The following is an 18,522-nucleotide window of genomic DNA, read 5'->3' as shown; positions in this document are numbered from 1 at the left end:
CGCCGGCACGGCGCCCGCCGGCACGGCGCCCGCCGCTGCGGCGCCCGGCCCCTCCTCCGCCTCCACGGCGCGCAGACGGTCGCGCAAGAGGGCGGCCTGCTCGAAATCCAGGCGGGCGGCGGCCTCTTCCATCAGGCTGTGCAGCAACTCGCGGTCGCGGCAGTCCTCCAGGCCGGCGTAGAGGGCCCCGCCCTCCGCCACGCGGCGCGCCCGGGAGGACCCGCGGTCGTACTCCTCGATGCGGCGGGCCTCGTCCAGGACGGTGGTGGTGGCGCGGATCTCCGCCTCCGTCTTGCGCACCGAGCGCGGCGTGACGCCGTTCGCCTCGTTCCAGGCCGCCTGGATCACCCGCCGGCGGGCCGTCTCGGCGATGACCTGGGCCATGGCCGGGCTGGTGGAGTCGGCGTAGAGGATGACGCGGCCCTGCAGGTGGCGGGCGGCCCGTCCCGTGATCTGGAAGAGGCTGCGGGCGCTGCGCAGGAAGCCCTCCTTGTCGGCGTCCAGCACCGCGACGAGGCTGACCTCGGGCAGGTCGAGCCCCTCGCGCAGCAGGTTGACGCCCACCAGCACGTCGAAGACGCCCAGGCGCAGGTCCCGCACCAGCTCGACGCGGCGCAGGCTCTCGATGTCGCTGTGCAGGTAGCGCACCCGGATGCCCCGGCGGCCCAGGAAGGCGGCCAGATCCTCGGCCATGCGCTTGGTCAGCGTGGTGACGAGGACACGCTCCCCGGCCTCGGCGCAGCGGCCGATCTCCTCGGCCAGATCCTCGACCTGCCCCTCCGTCGTCCGCTGGATGATCTCGGGGTCAAGCAGGCCGGTGGGCCGGATGAGCTGCTCGACATAGGCCCCGCCGGCGCGCGCCAGCTCGTAGTCCGCCGGCGTGGCGCTGACGAAGAGCAGGTCGGGGGCCAGCGCCTCGAACTCCTCGAAGGTGAGGGGCCGGTTGTCCAGGGCGCTGGGCAGGCGGAAACCATGCTCGACCAGCGTCTCCTTGCGCATGCGGTCGCCCCGGTACATGGCGCGCAGCTGGGGCAGCGAGGCGTGGCTCTCGTCCACCACAACCAGCAGGTCGGAGGGGAAGTAGTCCAGCAGGCAGGAGGGGCGCGAGCCGGGGGCGCGGCTGTCCAGGTGCCGGCTGTAGTTCTCGATGCCCGAGCAGTAGCCGATCTCCAGCATCATCTCGAGGTCGAAGCGCGTCCGCTGGCGCAGGCGGTGGGCCTCCACGGCGCGGCCGGCCCGCTCCAGCTCCCCCAGCCGCTCCGCCAGCTCGGCTTCGATCGAGGCGGCGGCGCGCTCCAGGCTGCCACGGTCCGTGACGAAGTGCTTGGCCGGGTAGATGGCGGCGGCGGGCTTCTCCCCCAGCACCTCGCCCGTGAGGGGATTGATCACCTGGATGCGCTCCAGCTCGTCGCCAAAGGTGTCCAGACGGAGCGCCGTCTCCTCGTAGGCGGGCTGGATCTCCAGCACGTCGCCGTTGACGCGGAAAGTGCCGCGCTCCAACTGTGCCGGGGCCCGCGTGTAGTGGATGTCCACCAGGCCGCGCAGCAGCTCGCGTCGCTGGATCGGTTCCCCGGCGCGCACCACCACCAGGCCTTTGCGGTACTCCTCGGGATTGCCCAGGCCGTAGATGGCCGACACGCTGGCGACGATGATGACGTCCCGCCGCTCGATGAGCGAGCTGGTCGCCTTGAGCCGCAGCCGGTCGATCTCGGCGTTGATGGACGAGTCCTTCTCGATGTAGGTGTCGCTGGCCGGGAGATAGGCCTCGGGCTGGTAGTAGTCGTAGTAGCTGATGAAGAACTCGACGGCATTGCGCGGAAAGAAGCCCTTCAGTTCGCCGTAGAGCTGGGCGGCCAGGGTCTTGTTGTGGGAGAGGACGAGGGTGGGCCGCCCCAGCCGCGCGATGGTCTGCGCCACGGTGTAGGTCTTGCCCGAGCCGGTCACGCCCAACAGGACCTGGGCCCTGCCCGCGCCTGGCGCGGCGCCGGCGAAGCCTTCCACGAGCTGGCGGATGGCCTCTCCCTGATCCCCGCATGGGGCGAAGTCACTCACCAGGGTGAAGGTGTCGCTCATCCGCCCTTCCTGACCCGGCCTCCGCTCCCGCCGGGGCCGCGCGGGCGGCCTTCGGACAGGGCGGAAGGAACCGTCTGCCAACAACTTCCTTGTGCGGAAGGAAGATAACAGAAAATCGGCCCCCTCGCAAAGCGAGCGGGGAAGCCGTGCCGCGGGCGGCTGACATGTTGACATCCGCTGTCAGGTGGGCCCGGGCAAGAGGACATCGCCCGTCCAGGCCGGTGGAGGGTGGCCGGGCGCGGGGAAGGCCGGATGATGATGCGCCCACTTCGCTCGGCGCAAGGCGCAGCCACGCAGGCAAAGTGGTCGAGCCCGCCGGACTCCCGCGCCTCACTCGTCCCAGTTGCCGGGCGGACAGGGCGCACCGCCCGCGCCGCGATCACACAAGGCGATCTCCTTCAGCCACTCCGCCCAGCGCACGAGAAGACCCTCGGCCGGGAGGCCGGAGCGGCTGTAGAGTTCGACGCTGAAGAGGTCGTCCGGTCCCTGGATGAGCAGTTGGAGGATGGCGAAAGGCGGATCGGCCGACGGGCAGGTCCAGACGATGAGGCGACGGGGGATGGGATCCATCGTGTCGAACCATTGGCTGGCCTGCGGCTCCGCGCACTCGGCGCCCAGCTTCTGCCCGAACAGGCGCTGCACCCGGTCGAAGTCCGCCTCCCAGATGCCGCGCATCAGGGTGATGGTGGCGAAATCCACGCCCGGTTCGCCCGCCGGCTGGCCGGCCACGAAGCTGCGGGTCATGAGACGGGGCTCGGCGTGATGCTCGGCCAGGGTCCAGGCCTCCTCCGCCGGAAAGACGAGGATCGGTCTGGCCTGGCGACTGGTCACGCGCGCCACGTCGCGGGGGTCCTGGGAGCGGGGCGTCAGCTCGACGGCCCGGCTCCCGGTTGGATGGACCGCCAGCAGGCAGGCGGCCAGGGACAAGGCGGCAAGGGCTTTCATGTCTCCTCCTTGGCCGCAATGTACAAAGCCAATGGCCAGCCCCTTTGCTATGATGGACAAGCCGGGCGCGGCCTGGGCGGACGTGCCGGCACGGACTTCCAGATGCGGGGAGGATGATGGCCCATTTCACGCGACAGGCGCGGTCCAATTGGCCGCTGAAGGCTTGGTGTCTCCTGTTCGGGCTGTGTCATGGGACGGAGGCGGCGCCCGCCATGGTGGTGGCGGCCCATCCCCTGGCGGCCGAGGCCGGAGCCGCGGTGCTGGAGGAGGGTGGCACGGCGGCCGACGCGGCCGTGGCGGTCGCCCTGGTCCTGGCCGTGGTCGAGCCGCAGGCCTCGGGTCTGGGCGGCGGCGGCTTCGCCCTGGTGCGCTCGCCAATCGGGACCATCGAGTCCATCGACTACCGCGAGGAGGCCCCGCGCGACCTGAGGGTGGAGGTCTTTTTCGATCCGGCCGACACGCTCCACACCGCCCGCTCCCGCGGCGGCACGGCCGTGGCCGTGCCGGGCGCCGCCGCCGGTCTGGGCCTGCTCCATGAACGGCATGGCCGCCTGCCCCTGGACCGCCTCGCCGCCCCCGCCATCCGCTTGGCGCGGGACGGCTTCCCGGTCAGTCCCTCCCTGGCCGCCCTCATCGGCGAGCGGGCCGGCCAGTTCCTGACGGACAGCAGCTTCACCGCCCTCTTCCTCCCCACCGGCCTGCCGCCCATGGAGGGGGACAGCCTGCGCAATCCGGGGCTGGCCCGCGCCCTCGAGGAGATCGCCGCCGGGGGCTTCGCCGCCTTCCCCGCCCGCCGCGGGGAAGCGATCGCCGCGGCCGTGCGCGACGCGGGCGGCTGGCTGACGGCCGGGGAGATGGCCTCCTACCAGGCCATCGTCCGTGAGCCGCTCCGCAGCCAATGGCGCGGCCACACCCTGGTGGGCGCGCCCCCGCCCGCCAGCGGCGCCCTGGCCGCCATGCAGACCCTGGAGATCCTGGAGCCCCTCGACCTGTCGGCCCTGGACGAGGCGGGACGCATCCACGTGATCAGCGAAGCCCTGCGCAAGGCCCTGCGCGATCGCGCCCGCCATTGCGCCGATCCGGCCTTCCACGCCACGCCGGTGGACAGCCTGCTGGCGCCCGATCTGGCCCGCGCCGCCCTGGCCCGCATCCATCCGGACGCCATCCAGGCCGTGTGGCCGGCCCTGGGTTCGCGGCCCTACTGGGAGGCTCCCGCCGACCAGCGGCGGGACATGGGCAACACGACCCACATCTCGGTCTGGGACGGCGAGGGGGGCGTGGTGAGCCTGACCCAGAGCATCAACTACTTCTTCGGGGCCGGCCTGCTGGTGGACGGCATCCTGCTCAACAACCAGATGGACGACTTCAGCTGGGAGGGGGACAGCCCCAACCTGCCGGAGCCGGGCAAGCGGCCGCGCAGCAGCATGGCGCCCATGATCGTGCTGGAGGGCGGGTCGCCCCTCCTCTGCCTGGGCACGCCGGGCGGATTGCGCATTCCTTCGACGATGGTGGAGATCCTGCTGCGCCATCTCGCGCTGGGGCAGTCCCTCCAGGAGGCGATGGACGCCCCCCGCTGGTATCCGGCGGGCACGACCCTGGTCATCGAGCCGCGCTTCCCGGCCGAGACCACGGCGGCCCTGGAGGGGATCGGCTACCGCCTCTACCCCATGGGTCCCTACGACACCTTCTTCGGTGGCGCCCATGGCATCCGCTCCGCGCCGGTGGCGGGCGGCTCGCTGATCGGAGCCGCCGATCCCCGCCGCGACGGCCGCGCCGTGGAGGCCCGGACGCCGTGAGGGGCCACGCCGTCCTCCTGCCGGTCCTGCTCCTGGCAGGTCTCGCCTCCCTGGCCGCCGGCGCCTTCACGCCGCGCCAGGTCCGCCAGGCGGAGGATGCCTGGCTCGAGGCCAGCGGCTGGGTGCTGGCCCAGCGACGGGCCTCCGGCTCCTGGTCGGAGGCGCTGGACCCGGCCCTCAGCGGCTTGATCGGATCCGAGGACGGCCTCCTCACCACCTCCCTGGGCCAGCTCGACGCCAAGCTGGCGGCGGCCCAGAGCGGCTGGTGCCGGGTGGTGGCCTGCCTGCTCGACAGCCTGGGCATCGGCCCCGCCGACACGGTGGCCGTGGCCATGACCGGTTCCTTCCCCGGACTCAACCTGGCCGTCCTCCTCACCCTCGAGGCGGGCGGAATCCCCTATCGCTGCGTCTCCAGCCTGGGCGCCTCCACTTTCGGCGCCAACGAGCCCGGCTTCAACTGGCCGCTGGTGGAGGACTGGCTGCGCGAACGGAGCCTGCTGCGCATGGGCTCCATGGTGGTGACGCCGGGAGGCAGCGGCGACCGTCTCAACGGCTTGACGCTGGAGGCTGTGCGCGCGGCCGGGGCCGCCCTGCGTCCCCACGGGGAGAGCCTCCACCCCACCAACCTGCATCAGGCGGTCGAGTTGCGGCGGGAGGTCTTCGGGCCACGCTCCCACCTCGCCCTCCTCATCAACATCGGCGGCAACCACGCCGTGCTGGGCGGCAACGATTTCGGGCGCCAGGTGCCGGGCGGCCTGCTGGGTGCCGAGTACGCCCCCCATGTCCAGCAGGGCGAGGGGGAGGCGGGCACGGTCGGCGTCATGCAGCTTTATTGGCAGGAGGGCCTGCCTGTCCTGCACTTGAGCGACATCGTGCGCCTGGCCAAGCGTTGGGGCCTGCCCGTGCCACCCCGCGAGGCGCGCACGCCGGCCGCGGTGGCCAAGGACTGCCGGCCCGCCGCCCGCCCCGCGAGGCGGCCGTGACCTTGTGGCCGCTGGGCGTCATGCTCCTCATCTTCGTCGCGCTCTTCCTCTGGCGGCGCTGGCCCCTGGGTCTCGCCCTGGCCGCCGCGGCGCTGGCGGGGGGCCTGGTGACGGGCCTGCCGCTGTGGACCACGACGCAGGGCGGCCTGGTCGAGCCCGGCAGCTCGGTCTGGCGCCATCTGGTCGAAGGGGGATTCATCTACATCGATCCCATCCTGATCATGGCCACCGCCCTGCTGTTCATGAAGGTGATCGAAGGCAACGGTCTGCTCGCCTCGCTCAGTTGGCTGATCCTGGCCCGCCTGGGCCGGCGCCCGGCCCTGCTGGCCGTGCTGCTGGCCGCCTTCGTCGCCTTCCCCGGCACCCTCACCGGCCTCACCACGGCCAGCGTCCTGACGACCGGCGCCATCGCCGCGCCGCCCATGCTGCGCATGGGCATGGACCGCCGCAGGGTGGGCGCTTTCATCGCCCTGGCCGCCCTGCTCGGCATGGTGGCGCCGCCGGTCAACCTGCCCGTCATGATCATCGGCGGCGGGGTGGACATGCCTTATCTGGGTTTCACCCTGCCCCTCCTCCTCCTCAGCGTGCCGCCGCTGGTGCTCATCGCGCTCTGGCTGGGCTGGGGTCCACTGCGGCGGGGCGACCCGGAGGCCGCCCTGGCCGGCCTCGACCCCGGACCCTGGCAGCGCCACGGCTGGCGCCTGCTCCTGCCCGTCCTCCTCGTCCTCGTGCTGATGGGCGGCCCGCGCCTCTGGCCTGGCCACTTCCCCTCCCTCGGCCTGCCGCTCATCTTCGTGCTGGCCTCCCTGCTGGGCTTGCGGGTGGGCGAGCGCCTGCGCCCGCTGGACGTGGCCCGCGCCGCCCTGCGCCAGGCCCTGCCCGTGATGGCCATCCTCGTGGGCGTGGGCTGTTTCATCCAGATCATGACCGTGAGCGGCCTGCGGGGCGGCCTCGTCATCGCCGTGCTGCAGTTGCCCGAGTGGGCCGCCTGGCTGGGCATGCTGGCCGGCCTGCCCCTCTTCGGGGCCGTGAGCGCCTTCGGCAGCGCCAGCGTGCTGGGCGTCCCCTTCCTGCTGGCCATGCTGGGCCGGCCCGAGATCTGGGTGGGGGCCGGCCTCTCGCTGCTGGCCGCCCTGGGCGACCTGATGCCGCCCACGGCGCTCTCAGGCATCTTCGCGGCGCAGGTGGTGGACGAGCCGGACTACCTCAGAGTGCTGCGCGTCTGTCTGCTGCCCGCCCTCGCCATCGGCCTGTGGGCCCTGGCGCTGATCTACTTCGGCGGACCGATGGCCGACTGGCTGGGGGGACGATGAAGCTCCTCTTCTGGATCTACTGGGCCCTGGCCGGCCTGCTGGCCCTGGGCTGCCTGGCCGAGCTGTGGCGGCGGGAGGCCTCCTGGCGCGAGGCGGCGACGGCCGCCCTCGTCCTGGTGCCCTTCCTCCTGCGGGTGCTGCTCATCAAGTGAGCGGGCGGCCCGGGCGGACCTGCTCAACAACGGCGAAGGAATGATGAAGGCGAACGGGGCGCGGCAGAACACCGGGAGTTGGGGGCGGCGCGGCCTGCTGCTGGCGGGGGTCGCGCTCCTGGCCTGGGCGGCGGGGCGGGATTTCCTCGCCCAGCGCCGGGTGGAGCCGCTCTTCCCCGGTCCAGGCCTGGCCGGGCAGCACCGGCTGGCGGACTGGCACCCGGCCCTGGCCGGCACCCGGGGTGACACGGAGCTCTTCCGCTTCGCCGGCGCCGTGCCGGGCGGCCGCGTGCTGGTGCTGGGCGGATCCCATCCCAACGAACCGGCCGGGCACCTGGCGGCCGTCCTGCTCGTGGAGAACCTGCAGGTGGAGCAGGGCGAGATCTGGGTCCTGCCCCGGGCCAACGCCTCCGCCTTCACGGCGACGGATCCCCAGGAGGGCACGCCCCAGCTCATCGTCCTGCCCGCCGCCGACGGTCGGCCGCGCGCTTTCCGGGTGGGGGGACGCGGCACCAACCCGCTCGACCAGTGGCCCGACCCCGAGATCACCATCCACCGGCCCAGCGGGCAGGCCCTCAGCGGCAACGAGGTGCGCAACCTCAACCGCAGCTTCCCCGGCCGGGCCGATGGCTGCTTCACCGAACAGGTGGCCTGGGCCATCCGGCGCCTGATCGAGCGCGAGGGGATCGACCTCCTCATCGACCTGCACGAGGCGGCCATCGAGTACCCGGTGGTCAATGCCGTGGTGGCCCACGAGGCGGCGGGCGAGCTGGCCGCCGAGGCGGTGTTCGGCCTCGCCATGAAGGAGATCCAGATCACGCTGGAACCCTCGCCGCCCCGGCTGCGCGGCCTCAGCCACCGCGAACTGGGGGACGCCGTGCCCGGCCTGCTCGCCACCTTGCTCGAGACGGCCAACCCCGGCCAGGGCCGCCTGCGCGGCCGCACCGACGCCCGCCAGATCCTGGCCGGCGACGACCCCTGCTACCAGGCGGCGGCGGCCATCCCGGGCATGAACAAGGTGCCGGTGGACTCCACCGGCCTGCCCCTCACGCTGCGGGTGGGCCGACACCTGGAGGCGGTGCGGGAGCTGTGCCTGGCCTTGGGGACCCTTCAGCCGGACAAGGCCATCCGCTACGCAGGCTTGCCCGAACTGCCCGAGCTGCTCGAGCGCGGCCTCTCCCCCTGGCTGGCCCCCGCCCCCTGACCCGGCCAGCCGCGGGAGATTGCCGGGCAGGTCGAGTCCGGCCCGTCCCCCCTCCGCATCGTGGATCAGCGGTTCGCCCGAGGCGGGGCCGGAGACCGGATCAGCCCCGCAGGGCGGCGTAGCGGCCGTTGACCATCCCCGCCGGGCGCACGGTGAAGGCGACGCCTTCCCAGGGACTGTTGACGCCCAGGGTGAGCGCCTCGGCGCCGCGGTAGGTCCAGGAGCAGGCCAGGTCGAGCAGGGTCAGCTCGGCGGGCGTGCCCGCTTCGAAGCCGGCCGGGGGCAGCCCCAGGATGCGGCGGGGACCGGCGCTGAACAACTCCAGGAGGCGCTCCAGGTCGCAGGCGCCGCTCTCCACGAGGGCGCGGTGGGCCACGGCGAAGGCCGTCTCGAGGGAGGCGCAGCCGAAGGGGGCGAAGGGGTACTCCTTGTCCAGGTCGTCGAACTCGGCGGGCCGGTGGTCGCTGCAGACAGCGTCCAACACCCCGGCGGCGGCGGCGGCGACCAGGGCAAGGCGGTCCTCCTCGGGGCGCAGGGGCGGCAGCAGCCGGGCGGCCGGGTCGTAGTCCAGGCAGCGCCCATCGCTCAGGGCCAGATGCTGCGGGCTGCAATCGGCCGTCACCAGCGCGCCCCGCGCCTTGGCGGCGCGCAGCAGGGCGATGCTCTCCCGCGTGCTGATCAGCTGCAGGTGCAGGCGGGCCTCCTCGTACTCGGCGACGCGGATGCCCAGCTGCACGCCCAGGTCCTCGGCCAGGCGCGGCGTGCCCTTGAGGCCCATGCGCAGGCTGGCGAGACCCTCGTGCACGTGGCCTCCCTCGAAACTGGCATCGCGCGCCAGCTCGAAGAGGGGCAGGCCGAACATGCGGCTGTAGCTCAGCGCGCCGCGCAGGGCGGCGGCGCCCCTGAGGCCGCGGTTGCCCTCGCAGTAGCCGGCCACGCCGGCGCGGGCCAGCTCGCCCAGGTCGGCCAGCCGCTCGCCTTTCAGCCCCTGGGTGACGGCCCCCAGCGGCAGGAGGGTGACGGGATGCTCCTCGGCGCGGGCCAGGAGGAACTCGATCGCCCCCGCCGTGTCGCCCGCCGGCTCGTTCTCCGGCGTGAGGCAGACCGCCGTGTAGCCGCCCGCCGCCGCCGCGTCCAGGCCGCTTTCGATCGTCTCGCGGTCCTCGTGGCCGGGCTCGCCGAAGCGGGCGCGCAGGTCCACGAAGCCGGGCACGACGAGCAGTCCCTCCAGCTCCAGCACCTCGGCGTCCTCGGCCTCAAGCCCGGGGCCGCGGGCGGCGATGAGGCCGTCCTCGATGAGCAGGTCCTCCACCGCGTCCAGGCCGGTGGCCGGATCCAGCAGGCGGGCGCCCTTGAGCAGCAGGCGGGCGCCCTCGATCAGGTTCAGCTCAGTGCTCACGGGTCTTGCCTCCCAGCAGCAGGTAGAGGACGGCCATGCGCACCGCCACGCCGTTGGTCACTTGTTCCAGGATGACGCTGCGCCCGCCGTCGGCCACGTCGGAGGCGATTTCCACGCCGCGGTTGATGGGGCCGGGGTGCAGGATGAGGAGATCATCGGCGGCGTGACGGTCCAGCCGGTCGGCCGTCACCCCGAACTCCTCGTGGTATTCGCGCAGGCTGGGGAAGTGGTGGGCGTTGTGCCGCTCCAGCTGGATGCGCAGCACGTTGAGCACCTCGCTCTGCTCGATCGCCTCCTCCACGTTCCAGAAGACCTCCACCCCCAGGTCCTGGATGTGGCGGGGGATGAGGGGGGCTGGTCCGCAGACCTGGACCCTGGCCCCCAGCTTCTGCAGGCCGTAGATGTTGCTCAGGGCCACGCGGCTGTGCAGGATGTCCCCCACCAGGGTGACGCGCTTCCCCGCCAGGCTGCCCAGGCGGCGGCGCAGGGTGAGGAGGTCGAGCAGGGCCTGGGTCGGGTGCTCGTGGGCGCCGTCGCCGGCGTTGATGATGACGCTCTCCAGACAGCGGCTAAGGAAGAGGCAGGAGCCCGGCGCGCTGTGGCGCATGACCACGGCGTCGATCTTCATCGCCTCGATGTTGGCCGCCGTGTCGCGCAGGGTCTCGCCTTTCTGCGTGCTGCTGGACGAGGCGCTGAAGTTCACCGTGTCGGCCGAGAGGCGCTTCTCGGCCATCTCGAAGGAGATGCGGGTGCGGGTGGAGTTCTCGAAGAAGAGGTTGACCACGGTGATGCCGCGCAGGGTGGGCACCTTCTTGATGGGGCGCTCCAGCACCTCGAGGAAGCTCTCCGCCGTGTCAAGAATGAGATGGATCTCCTCGGCGCTGTAGTCCTCCAGACCCAGCAGATGCTTGTGGCGCAGGCCGGCGATGCCCCCGCCCACGGCGGACCCGCCGCCCGCCCGCTCCTCCTCCGCGCCGCGGCGGAGCTGTTCCTGAAGCCCGGTCATGCCTCCTCCCCCACTCTCTCCACCAGCCACACGCCCTCCTCGCCGTCCACTTCCTTCAGCTTGACGCGCACCTCCTCGCCGATGGAGGTGGGCACGTTCTTGCCCGTGAAATCCGGTCGGATGGGCAGCTCGCGGTGGCCCCGGTCCACCAGCACGGCCAGCTGGATGCGGGCCGGACGACCCAGATCCATCAGGGCGTCCAGGGCGGCGCGTACCGTGCGTCCGGTGAAGAGCACGTCATCCACCAGCACCAGGTTCAGGCCGTGGATGTCGAAGTCGATGTCCGTGGCCTGCACCTCGGGCTGCTTGAGCTTCATGCGCCAGTCGTCCCGGTAGAAGGTGACGTCCAGGCTGCCCAAGGGCAGGCCGCCGGCGGGCAGGCGGCCCGCCTCGATCTCGCGGATGCGCTCGTGCAGGCGCCGCGCCAGGAAGACGCCGCGGGTCTGCATGCCCACCAGGGCAAGGCCCTCCACCCCCCGGTTCTTCTCGATGATCTCGTGGGCCAGCCGCGTGACGGTGCGGGCCAGCCCCGCCTCGTCCACCAGCTGGGCCTTGCGCCGGAAGCTCATGCCCCCTCCTCTCGCCGGCGGACCGGCATGAAAAAAACCGGAGGCGCCCAGGGCGCTCCGGTGGTTGTCAGGCGGATGCAGGTCTTCATGGCGACTCCCTTGGGGCCTCGCGGGACCGGGTTAAAGGGTGCGGCGCGGGGTCGCGACCGGGCCCAAGATGCCGGATCCGGGCCTGAGGAGCAAGGTCCGGGACGGGCCGCCTCAGGACGGCAGGCCCGCGCGCAGGCGGAAGGCCAGTTCCCACAATCGGTCGATCTCGCCGCGCTCGATGACCTCGAGGGGTTTCAGGCCGCCGAAGGCCTCGTTGGGCAGGGTGAGCCAGCGACCCAACGCGGCGGGTTCCATGACTTCACCCAGCGCGTCGCACAAACGCTTCACCTCAAGATAGTTGCGCTGAAGCTTGTCGACTCGGGTTCCCTTGCTTTCCACTTCGGCCAAAGTGCGCACGGACACATCCACCAAGCGCCCGAAAGCCTCGCGCGCCAGCCCCAGCAGATGGCGCAGTTCCAGCTTGGTCTCCCGGCCCACCGTGACCACCTGGACACCGTGCATGCCCGGCACAGCCACTCCATAGGCTTGGGCCAAGGGTTCGGCCGTTCCCGTCGCTTTTGCTCTGCCTGCCATGCTACACCCCCATATCCATTGCCTCAAGTCGAATGTGCTCTTTTACATGAAAATTTGCAAGCAAAATTTCATGCAAGACTGCATGCAGTCAACAGGCCAGAGGATGTGGAGGCAAGTCGCCGGCGGCCATCACCAGCAGCTCGCTTCCCGGCAGCAAGCGCTCTGGAAACACCACCAAGTTGCTTCCATGTGGATCTTGGACCGAGGGTGCCAGTAGTCCCTCGAAACCAAGCTCGAAGGCACACCGGCCCACGCTTTGAGTCCCGGCCTCACCTCCCTGGTGCTGGATGGCGGCCCATTCCTCCAACAGGTCGCGCAGGCGGAAACCCACCCGGCGGCGCACCGAGGTGTCTGTCAGATCCAGGAGGCGTTGCACGCGAAGGTGAAGGCCGGCCAGCACGCGCGGACGAATCTGGGCAGCAGAAATGCCGTTGCGCAGGAAGAGCTGGTAGGCCTCCTTGACGGCAGTGACAGGACTCAAGGAGACGTACACGGCGCGCATCCCGGGTGGATTCCACCGACCGCCGTAGCAGCTTGCTCCATGGCCGGAAAGCAGATCCCCTTCCGTGGCGTACTTCATGCCGACGGAACGGAAGCCCACCCCGTCAAATGCCATGGCATGGGGCAGACAGGCCAGGATCCGTCCCCGCAGGGCCTTGTCAGCATCAGGCCGGGCCGCTTGAAACTTCGGCTGTGAGGTCATCCGCGAAAGGCCAGCCGCTCCTCGATGGCGGCCAGCAGCGGCGTGCGCCGGGCGTGGAGGGCCTCCTGCAACCCGCGCGCGCGGCGGTCCATCTCTTCCGCCCAGGCCTTGTCGGCGATGCCCGCCAGATTGATGCGCACGTTCATGGCCGCGCCATCGCAGGCGCTGCCCAGGCAGAGGGCGGCCACGCCGGCGTCGGACAGACTGTTGGGATTGCCGCGCGCGGCCACGGCGACGGCCAGCTCCAGGGCCGGGCCGCACAGCTCCACCACCTGGAAAGGGATGAGCGTGGCGTGCCGGTTGGCCTCCTCCAGGGCGGCGCCGCGGACGGCTCTCTCCTCGTCGCTCCCTTTGGGCAGCTTCATGGCGGCCATCACGGCGGCGAAGGCCTCCGTGTCCTCGTCCATGAGCCCCAGGAAGCGCGCCTTGAGGCGCTGTCCCTCCGCCGCCACGCGGTCCATCTCCTCGTCATGCCGGCCCAGGCCCTTCTTGCCGTGGGTCAGGTTGGCCACCATGGCGGCCAGGGCCGCCCCCAACGCGCCGCAGAGGGCGGCCGTGGAGCCGCCGCCGGGGGCTGGGGCGTCGGAGGCGAGCAGGTCGGCGAAAGCGCCCAGGTCCAGGTCCACCAGGCGGCCGCTCCGTCGGGACACGCGGTAGTCCACCACCTTCTCCTCGGCCTTGAAGGGGTAAAGCTCGGAGAGGCCCATGCTCTGCACCGCCGTCTCCAGCAGCTCGGCCTCGCTCTGGCCCGTGCAGCGCCCCTGCCTGGCCAGGTAATGGCGGCCCGCCTCGAGCAGGGCCTCCAGCGGCACCAGGCCGACGACCTCCGCCCCCGTCACGCGCAAACCCGCCTTGGCCGCCTCCTCCACCGCCGCATCAAAGGCGACGGCCATGGGCGTGACGCGGAAGTCGGTCAGGTTCATGCTGATCTGGGCGCGGCGGAATTCAGGGATGTACCAGCCCACGCACTTGGTGGCGGGCAGGCGGCCCGGCTGGCGCAGCTTGTTGCCGGCGGCGTCCTTGAGGATCTTGCCCTGGGCATCCTTGGCCAGGCGGCCCTTCTCGCGCAGGGTGATGGCCACGTCGTGGGCGCGCGCCGCGTCGCGGGTGTTGAGATTGAAGTTCCAGGCGATGAGGAAGGGCCGCGCGCCGATGACGGTGGCGCCCGTGCGCTGCTGGCGCTCGCCGAAGATGGCGGGGCCGAAGTCGGGCCGCCAGGCGGGGTCGGCCAGCTTCTGGCCCAGGCCCTCATACTCGCCGGCGCGCACTTCGGCCAGATTGCGCCGCTGCTCGCTGCGGGCGGCCTGCTCGTAGAGGTAGACGGGGATCTCCAGCTCGCGGCCCACCCGCTCCCCCAGCCGCTCGGCCAGGGCCGCGCACTCCGCCATGCTGATCCCCGAGACCGGCACGAAGGGGCAGACGTCGGTGGCGCCCATGCGCGCGTGCTCGCCCTGGTGGCGCCGCATGTCGATGGTCTCGGCCGCGGTCTTGATGGCCTGGAAGGCCGCCTCCAGCACGCTGTCGGGATCCCCGGTGAAGGTGACGACGGTGCGATGGGTGGCGGCGCCGGGATCCACATCCAGCAAGGTGACTCCGGGCACGGCGGCGATGGCGGCGGTGATCTGGTCGATCCTGGCGCGGTCGCGGCCCTCCGAGAAGTTGGGGACGCACTCGACGATGGCGGGCATGGCTTCCTCCGGATCTATCTGCATGGCGGCCTGCAAGGTAAGGAGCCGCTCGTCATCCCGCCGCATCCAGGCCGGGGGCAATGCTACGTTGCGCCAAAATTGGGGGCGGTGTGAGTGGAATCCATTTGGTGAGGCTGGGCGGCTGGATCCTGCGCCTGGGCGCGCTCTCCCTGCTGTGGAAGACGGGCGTCCTGCTCCGCCAGGCCCTCCAGCTGGGCTTGGAGCCCGTCCTCCTCGCCTGGCTGCTGCCCCTGGCGGCGGCCGGGGGCTGGGGCAAGGCCCGCTTCGTCATGCGCCGCCGCATGGTGGCGAACCGGGACCGCCTGCTCGCCCACCGCGGCCGCCTCTGGCCCTGGCAGCTCTACCCGCCCCAGCTCTTCGCCTTCATCGCCGCCATGGTCATGCTGATGGCCTGGCTGCGCCAGATCTTCGCCGGCCGGGCGCTGCCCACCGCCCTGCTTGGCGCCATGGACCTGGCCATCGCCGCCGCGCTGCTGGCCTCGGCGGGCATCTACTCGGCAGCCGGCGAGGGGAGCCTGGCCCGGCCAACCGGCGGGAGGCCCGGTCCGACATCCCCCTGACATTCCGCCCCCGCCGCCGCTGCACCTTCCTTCATGCTGAGTGGACACACCCTGATCGTGGCGGGCGGCTGGGTCCTGCGCCTGGCCAGCCTCATCCTCCTGCTGGTCGCCTGGCGCCTCTTCAGCCGCGCCTTCGGCCTGGGCCTCGGCGCGGGGCACTTCGCCTGGTTGCTGCCATTGGGATTGGCCCTGGGCGTGTTCAAGGCACGCCGTGTCATGCGGCGCATCCTGGCGGCCAACGTGGCCTGGCTGCGCGGGCGGGAACGGGTGCCGGCCTGGCGCGTCTACCAGCCGCGGCTGCTGGCGCTCATCGCGACCATGATCGCCCTTTCCAGCTGGCTCAAGCTCCTGGCGGCGGAGAGCCCCTGGGGCCTGGCGGCGCTGGGCGGGCTGGATCTGGCGGTGGGAACGGCGCTGGGGCTGTCGGCCGGCCTGCACCGGACGGACAGCAGCCCCGCGACTGGACCCGGCCACCCCTGATCGCGCCGGACCCGGCCGGGGGAGCCGGGCCCGTGGGATGCATGACCGGCCAGGCAAACAGGCTAGCAGCCTTTCGGGCTTGGGCCTTCGATGGGATTCGCGCCCATGTCGAGGGCCATTCGGCGGAGATTTCGCGTCGCGTAATGGTATTTGCTCGCAAGAAATCTGCGTCGAATGGGACCGACAGGCCCGACGCGAGCGTCGGGTGGGGCGATGAAGACCGCGAAGCGGCCAAGTCCGACAAGCTGCTAGATGCGATAACCCGACGGGATCATCGTCTCCCGCGGCACCACGATGATCCCCTCGCGGATGTGGACGTAGTCGTCGGTGTAGTCCTCCAATCCCCGCTCGTTGACCAGGTGCACGTCGGCGCCGATGCGCGCCCCCTTGTCGATGATGGCGTGGCGGATGGTCACGCCGCGGCCGATGGCCTGGGGCAGCTTGCCGGGCGGCGGGTTGCGGAAGTCGTACTCGTCGGCGCCCATGATGATGGAGTCGGTGATCTCGGTGTCGTTGCCGATCACGGAGCGGATGCCGATGATGGAGCGCTCGATGCGGGCCCCGTTGATGTAGCAGCCATCGCAGATGAGGCTGTCCGTCACCTGGCAGCCGGACAGGCGCGAGGGCGGCAGGTAGCGGGCATTGGTGTAGATGGGGCGCTCCGGGTCGTAGAGTTCCACCTCGGGCACGCGCTTGGTGAGCATGAGGTTGGCCTCGTAGAAGGAGCGGATCGTCCCGATGTCCTCCCAGTAGCCCTCATGGCGGTAGGCGCGCACCGGCTCCTCCTTGAGGGCGGCGGGGATGATCTCGCGCCCGAAGTCCGTGCAGGAGCGGTGGGTGGTGAGGAGGCGCTCCAGGGTGTCGAAGCAGAAAACATAGATGCCCATGGAGGCCAGGAAGTGCCCGTCGGGCTGGGCCAGGCTGTCGAGCAGGGCCTCGTCCCCGGGTTTCTCCACGAACTCCGTGATGCGGCCGCCCTTGGTCCGCATGATGCCGAAACCGCGGGCGCTCTCGCGCCCCACCGCCGTTGTGGCCACCGTGATGCTCTCGGCCGAGTCCATGTGGGCGGTGATGAAATCGCGCAGGTTCATGGAGTAGAGCTGGTCGCCGGAAAGGATGAGCACGTGGGTGGGCTGGTAGGCGCGCAGGTGGGGCATCACCTGGCGCACGGCGTCGGCCGTCCCCTGGAACCAGTCCGGATTGTCCAGGGTCTGTTCGGCCGCGAAGACCTCGACGAAGCTGCCGCGGAAGTCCCGCATGACATAGCTGGACTGGACGTGGCGATTGAGGCTGTAGCTGTTGAACTGGGTCAGCACGAAGACCTTGCCCAGCCCGGCGTGCAGGCAGTTGCTGATGGGGATGTCCACCAAGCGGTACTTGCCGCCGAAGGAGACGGCGGGTTTGGAGCGCTTCATGGTGAGCGGCATCAGGCGCGTGCCGCGTCCACCGCCCAGGATCACCGTGACGACCCGGTCCAGCCGATCCATCCGACCCCCCCTCTGCTTCCCGCCCTTGTCGACCGCGCCGGATCCTCCGCCCGCCTCGGGCGGCGCCGGGATCAATCCAATGTCGTCAACCGCTCCACCAGAAAATCGATGCCTGCCGCCACCTGGACAATGGAATCCGCCGCGTTCCAGGCCGGGGTGCTGACCAGCCGGTTGCGCTCATCCAGGCAGATCCCGTCCGGGGCGCAGTCCACGTGCTCGGCGCCCCAGGAGCGGATCGCCTCCGCCGTGGCGGCGTCCTGGCCGATGGTGACCCGCGGCCGCGCCCCCTCCGCCCCCAGCACCCGGGCGGCGATCACCGGCGCGATGCAGATGAAGCCTTGCGGCTTGCGCGCCTGATGGAAGGCCCGCACGATGCGCTCCAGCTCCGGCAGCACGGCCATGCCCGCCCCATCGAAGGCGAAACTGCACAGGTTCTTGGCTGCGCCGAAGCCGCCGGGCAGCACCAGCGCATCGAAGGCGGCCGGATCCAGCCGGTCCAGGGGCTGGATGGCGCCCCGCACGATGCGGGCGCTCTCCGTCAGCACGTTGCGGCTCTCCCCCGCCACCGGTTGCCCGGCCCGGTGGTCCACCACATGGGCCTGGACCTGGTCCGGCGCGAACCAGGCCATGGCCAGGCCCCGCCGCTCCAGGGCCAGCAGGGTGAGCACCGCCTCCTGGATCTCGGCGCCGTCCAGGAAGCCGCAGCCGGCCAGCACTCCCGCCACCTTCTTGGCCATGATTCCCTCCCATCGCCCAGCGAACGCCCCTGTCACCCCAGCGAAAGCTGGGATCCCAAGCGCCGCGCTAAAGAAAGCCCTCTCCAAGACATGCAGGGCCCTAACCAGGCGGCCTCACGGCCGCCGTCGGACAGAGGGCCCTAGCACCTGATGCGGACACCGTGGCAATTGGTTCAGGCCTTCGGCCTTCACCAACAAGCGGCCCAATCGTCCCGCGCGAAGCGGCATTGCGCAGACTTGATCCCTGTCTTCGGCCTCGTCGCGCGTCGCGGCGCCGGGTCTTGCGGCGCCAGCGCCGCGCTCTTGCACCTTTCTTTCACGGGCGAAAGAAAGGTGCCCAAAGAAAGCCCTCTCCAAGACATCACCGGCCCTAACTAGCCCGCCTCACGGCGGGCGTCGGACAGAGGGCCGGATGACATGAGCCGGCTGCCAATGGCAAGTGGTTCAGCCTTCGGCTTCACCGCGGGAGACCTCCTTTCCCCAGCAAGGGGGAAGGCCAGGATGGGGGTTTGCCCCAAGGCCCTGATTTCGGCCTCGTCACGCGTGGTGGCACCGGGTCTTGCGGCGCCAGCGCCGCGCTCTCGCACCTTTCTTTCACGGGCGAAAGAAAGGTGCCCAAAGAAAGCCCTCTCCAAGACATGCAGGGCCCTAACTAGGCGGCCTCACGGCCGCCGTCGCACAGAGGGCCCTATCACCTGATGCGGTCCCCATGGTGATTGGTTCAGGCCGAGGGCCAACCACAGGTTGGCCCTCGGCCTTCACCTCACGCAGCCATGTCTCAT

General features: G+C 71.1%; 17 protein-coding genes. 7 read left to right on the top strand and 10 right to left on the bottom strand.

Going from position 1 to position 18,522, the window contains the following annotated elements; genetic code table 11:
* A partial coding sequence (gene uvrB, locus Q8O14_10750; GenBank protein ID MDP2361211.1) for an excinuclease ABC subunit UvrB occupies window positions 1-2,073 on the bottom strand: 2,073 nt, incomplete at its 3' end.
* Window positions 2,074-2,403: 330 nt separating this feature from the next.
* Window positions 2,404-3,018 carry a hypothetical protein gene (locus Q8O14_10745; protein MDP2361210.1) on the bottom strand — a complete coding sequence of 205 codons (615 nt, stop codon included), beginning with the start codon at window positions 3,016-3,018 and terminating at the stop codon, window positions 2,404-2,406.
* Between the two features lie 116 nt (window positions 3,019-3,134).
* Here Q8O14_10745 and ggt point away from each other — a divergent pair, with 116 nt between their 5' ends.
* From ggt to Q8O14_10720, 5 genes are read left to right on the top strand one after another with little or no spacing between them, the layout of a single operon-like run.
* On the top strand, window positions 3,135-4,814 hold the full coding sequence (gene ggt / locus Q8O14_10740; protein ID MDP2361209.1) for a gamma-glutamyltransferase: 1,680 nt from the start codon (window positions 3,135-3,137) through the stop codon (window positions 4,812-4,814).
* On the top strand, window positions 4,811-5,797 hold the full coding sequence (gene pgsW / locus Q8O14_10735; GenBank protein MDP2361208.1) for a poly-gamma-glutamate system protein: 987 nt from the start codon (window positions 4,811-4,813) through the stop codon (window positions 5,795-5,797). The genes ggt and pgsW overlap by 4 nt, the downstream gene beginning before the upstream one ends.
* Window positions 5,794-7,110, top strand: coding sequence for a TRAP transporter large permease subunit (locus tag Q8O14_10730; protein MDP2361207.1), 1,317 nt, complete (start codon window positions 5,794-5,796; stop codon window positions 7,108-7,110). The genes pgsW and Q8O14_10730 overlap by 4 nt, the downstream gene beginning before the upstream one ends.
* Window positions 7,107-7,262 (top strand): hypothetical protein, encoded by a 156-nt coding sequence (locus tag Q8O14_10725; GenBank protein ID MDP2361206.1) that lies wholly within the window; start codon window positions 7,107-7,109, stop codon window positions 7,260-7,262. The genes Q8O14_10730 and Q8O14_10725 overlap by 4 nt, the downstream gene beginning before the upstream one ends.
* A gap of 40 nt (window positions 7,263-7,302) precedes the next feature.
* Entirely contained in the window at window positions 7,303-8,466 is a 1,164-nt protein-coding gene (locus Q8O14_10720) for a succinylglutamate desuccinylase/aspartoacylase family protein (protein MDP2361205.1), read from the top strand.
* Between the two features lie 100 nt (window positions 8,467-8,566).
* On the opposite strand, the gene Q8O14_10715 is transcribed toward Q8O14_10720, so the two are convergent.
* From Q8O14_10715 to ftcD, 6 genes are all read right to left on the bottom strand, one after another.
* Window positions 8,567-9,865, bottom strand: coding sequence for a dihydroorotase (locus Q8O14_10715; GenBank protein ID MDP2361204.1), 1,299 nt, complete (start codon window positions 9,863-9,865; stop codon window positions 8,567-8,569).
* Window positions 9,855-10,793, bottom strand: a complete 939-nt coding sequence (locus tag Q8O14_10710) for an aspartate carbamoyltransferase catalytic subunit (protein ID MDP2361203.1) — start codon at window positions 10,791-10,793, stop codon at window positions 9,855-9,857. Before Q8O14_10710 ends, Q8O14_10715 begins: the two co-directional genes overlap by 11 nt.
* Window positions 10,794-10,867: 74 nt before the next feature.
* The gene (pyrR, locus tag Q8O14_10705; GenBank protein ID MDP2361202.1) at window positions 10,868-11,440 is read right to left on the bottom strand and encodes a bifunctional pyr operon transcriptional regulator/uracil phosphoribosyltransferase PyrR; all 573 of its coding nucleotides are present in this window, start codon (window positions 11,438-11,440) and stop codon (window positions 10,868-10,870) included.
* Window positions 11,441-11,641: 201 nt separating this feature from the next.
* Complete coding sequence (locus tag Q8O14_10700) at window positions 11,642-11,968, bottom strand: DUF2384 domain-containing protein (protein ID MDP2361201.1); 327 nt, start codon at window positions 11,966-11,968, stop codon at window positions 11,642-11,644.
* A gap of 184 nt (window positions 11,969-12,152) precedes the next feature.
* Complete coding sequence (locus tag Q8O14_10695) at window positions 12,153-12,767, bottom strand: RES family NAD+ phosphorylase (protein MDP2361200.1); 615 nt, start codon at window positions 12,765-12,767, stop codon at window positions 12,153-12,155.
* Complete coding sequence (ftcD, locus tag Q8O14_10690) at window positions 12,764-14,479, bottom strand: glutamate formimidoyltransferase (GenBank protein ID MDP2361199.1); 1,716 nt, start codon at window positions 14,477-14,479, stop codon at window positions 12,764-12,766. The genes Q8O14_10695 and ftcD overlap by 4 nt, the downstream gene beginning before the upstream one ends.
* A gap of 104 nt (window positions 14,480-14,583) precedes the next feature.
* Between ftcD and Q8O14_10685 the strand changes: the two genes are divergently transcribed.
* Both Q8O14_10685 and Q8O14_10680 read left to right on the top strand, forming a co-directional pair.
* Window positions 14,584-15,036, top strand: coding sequence for a hypothetical protein (locus Q8O14_10685; protein ID MDP2361198.1), 453 nt, complete (start codon window positions 14,584-14,586; stop codon window positions 15,034-15,036).
* Window positions 15,037-15,069: 33 nt separating this feature from the next.
* Window positions 15,070-15,516 (top strand): hypothetical protein, encoded by a 447-nt coding sequence (locus Q8O14_10680; protein ID MDP2361197.1) that lies wholly within the window; start codon window positions 15,070-15,072, stop codon window positions 15,514-15,516.
* 248 nt (window positions 15,517-15,764) lie between these two features.
* Here Q8O14_10680 and Q8O14_10675 read toward each other — a convergent pair whose 3' ends face one another.
* Window positions 15,765-17,003, bottom strand: a complete 1,239-nt coding sequence (locus Q8O14_10675; protein MDP2361196.1) for a sugar phosphate nucleotidyltransferase — start codon at window positions 17,001-17,003, stop codon at window positions 15,765-15,767.
* Between the two features lie 71 nt (window positions 17,004-17,074).
* On the bottom strand, window positions 17,075-17,740 hold the full coding sequence (elbB, locus tag Q8O14_10670; protein ID MDP2361195.1) for an isoprenoid biosynthesis glyoxalase ElbB: 666 nt from the start codon (window positions 17,738-17,740) through the stop codon (window positions 17,075-17,077).
* Window positions 17,741-18,522: the final 782 nt, after the last annotated feature.

The sequence above is a fragment of the bacterium genome, assembly GCA_030685015.1.
In the GTDB taxonomy this organism is placed as follows: Bacteria; CAIWAD01; CAIWAD01; order CAIWAD01; family CAIWAD01; genus CAIWAD01.
The sequence above is the reverse complement of the archived record's forward strand: the minus strand, read 5'-3'. Positions and strand labels throughout refer to the sequence as shown.